At 37.7% G+C, this 2488-nt stretch carries 4 protein-coding genes; all 4 read right to left on the bottom strand.

The window, feature by feature from the left end; genetic code table 11:
• On the bottom strand, positions 1–222 hold a 222-nt coding region (locus BN200_RS05830), incomplete at its 3' end, for a YqaJ viral recombinase family protein (RefSeq protein ID WP_019221610.1).
• A 1-nt stretch (position 223) separates the two neighbouring features.
• A complete protein-coding gene (locus tag BN200_RS05825) occupies positions 224–1003 on the bottom strand; it encodes an ERF family protein (protein ID WP_019221609.1) in 780 nt (259 codons plus the stop codon).
• 449 nt (positions 1004–1452) lie between these two features.
• Positions 1453–1752 (bottom strand): hypothetical protein, encoded by a 300-nt coding sequence (locus BN200_RS05815; protein ID WP_019221607.1) that lies wholly within the window; start codon positions 1750–1752, stop codon positions 1453–1455.
• Between the two features lie 12 nt (positions 1753–1764).
• Positions 1765–2488 (bottom strand): antA/AntB antirepressor family protein (locus BN200_RS05810; protein ID WP_019221606.1); only part of this gene is annotated, 724 nt, incomplete at its 5' end.

Raw genomic sequence — 2488 nt, 5'->3', positions numbered from 1 at the left:
TCTCAAGGCATCCTCTTCGTGCTCAATACCCCATTGCATAGCTGGTGTTGTATAAGATTGGCTTATTTCCTCTGTCAATCGCTCTGTCATAAGTTTGATTTTGTAGTCTTCATATTTGCTTGTAGGAGTTCCCTTGGCTGTTTTACTGAATACGTTGTAAATATTGGATGCGGTGACTTTGCCTAAACGGGCTTGAAACCATTCTGCTATTCTTTGTTCCATCTCACACCGCCTTTTGTTGCTCTTGTTGAGAGAGAGATTGCTCTGCTTTTGCCATTTGTTTGTTTCGTTTATCTTTCAAAAGATGCAACACCGTTTGAGCTTGTCCATCAGACATATCGGCAAGAGTGTTGACTTTAGCATAAGCAAGTATCTTGGTTTCTTCTGTTTGGGTTTGTGCCATGAGTTTTCTGATCTCATTGATCTGCTGCGGAAAAGCACTTTTGAGAGGCATGTTCCCATCTGTATCATCATCTTCACTCACAACATTAAGAAGCATGCCTAACAGATATCTGCGTGCGTAGGTGATAGCAGAGCCAAGCGCTTGTATGTTTGATTTGCATCCTTTCGTGTCATGAGGAAATTTTCCTTCTGTTGCTATTTTATTTCCAGACGGATGCGTCAAAGTCATTTCTACGGTTATGCTGTCTGCACTCTGTTCTTTAATACGAGAAAACAAAGCAAAGTGGTATTTTGAAAGGGTCTCCTTGATGGCATCAATGTACTGATCAAGGGTAGCATATTGGCTATTGGTATGGGTATTTGTAGCGTTTTTTTGTATTTTTTGATATTCCCTTTGCATAGCGGAAAGGTTAGAGACGAAGCTTTGATAGTTTTGTCGTTCTATTTCCTTTTCTCGTAATGCGATCAGGCGCTCTAAGCGGTCCATATCGACATCGTTTTCTAAAGCTCTGGTTAAAATGCGATCCATAGCAGTTGGTTTGATTGCACAATCTTTTGTTTTTTCCACGAATTCCGTTTGTGTAGTACTTAGTTCATTCATCTTGATTTCCTCCATTTAAAGCGCAATTCCCCCGTGGCGTGAATCACGCATGTGTTGAAAGTTGGTTGTTTTGCTAGAAAGACCGATTTACAGGTTGTATAATCTGATCAATTGGAATGCGTTTTATAAAACAACAATCATCTGAATATAGCGTCAAAATAAAAAAATCATTTGAATTTAGTGGTTGCATTTCAAATCTAGTGCACGCAAACGGTCTAAATTCGTATGAGTATTGCAAAACATTGGGATTGTTTTAGCTCCATTTTCTCAACACTATTTTCATTGAAAAAGATGTCCATTTTTTCTTTAGGAATTATGGTACTTACATAAGGTTCGCCTTTGTCTCCAGAGATAGTTATACAAAGTTCACCTTGGTTGTGGGTATTACTCACAACTAATTGTGAACATAAAGTAGGCTTAATTTCATATCTATACATGATTATCGCCCCCTACCTAAAAAGAGGGTCCATTATGGATATTTTTGTATTTCCAGTTATTTCGGCGTCACCAAAAATTCGTGCATTCCCAAAAACTTCTGCATTGTCATAAACTACAGTATCATCATAAACAATAGCGTTATCATATATCCAGCAATTGCCATCATGTGATAAGTTGCTTTCATGTTCAACAAACCCTCCAAGATCGCCTTCTTTGACATCACCAAAATCTTTTAATGCACGGATACGGTAAAGCGTTATTCCATCAATTTTGAGTGTTTCATCAGTGAGTTTATATTTCTTTTTTATCATGAAAACCTCCTCTTAATGCATGCTTTGTCTTTTAAGCTCTTGAGACAGCAGCCCCATGCCTTTTATGGTAATTTTTGCGCAAGGAATGACTTTTTCTAGTCCACTGGCGGTTTGAAGTGTGATCGTTGGACAGTCCATTAGTTGCTTTTGGATTTTGTCTTGATAAGGGAGTAAATTTCCACCTGCTGCACGTCTATAAACCCAACCTTTTTGCTGTAAAAACTGAATGAATTGTTTTGGTTGCATCTCAAGAATTTTGGCAGCTTCAGTAAGACCAAAGAGCCCATCATGGCGCTGTAAACTTTCAAGAGCCATGGCTTTTGGTGTTAAATCTTCAATAATGCTGTCTTTTTGATCTATTTGACCTTGCAAATAATTCAAAAATCCAATCATAGCTTTTGGACTTGAATAATCGATTTGTGGTGTTACTGCTTGCTTTGCACGCCGTTCACATTCAATGAAATATTGACGGGCTTGTTTACCTTTCTCATTACGCTCTAACATGGAAAGTTCTTTTGCCATGTCTAAGGTAAGATGGTATTCCATGCTTGGACGTCCTCTTAAGGATTTCGCTAAAATTTTAGCGAAAATTATAAAGTCTTGATTTTCTTGGAAATTATACTCTTTAATACGATTTTTAATCCAATCTCTAAAATTGGAATTAACTTCCAAAAATGTATGCAATTCACGAGCGTTGACCGTTTGAACAGTTTCGTTTTTGATTGTATTGTGCTGG

The sequence above is a fragment of the Bartonella senegalensis OS02 genome, from assembly GCF_000312545.1.
GTDB lineage: Bacteria > Pseudomonadota > Alphaproteobacteria > Rhizobiales > Rhizobiaceae > Bartonella > Bartonella senegalensis.
The sequence above is the reverse complement of the archived record's forward strand: the minus strand, read 5'-3'. Positions and strand labels throughout refer to the sequence as shown.

What these genes read in the sequence shown, in the direction of transcription:
- BN200_RS05815 (WP_019221607.1), bottom strand. Translation starts at nt 1,752, where the DNA reads ATGATAAAAAAGAAATATAAACTCACTGATGAAACACTCAAAATTGAT.
- BN200_RS05825 (WP_019221609.1), bottom strand. Translation starts at nt 1,003, where the DNA reads ATGAATGAACTAAGTACTACACAAACGGAATTCGTGGAAAAAACAAAA.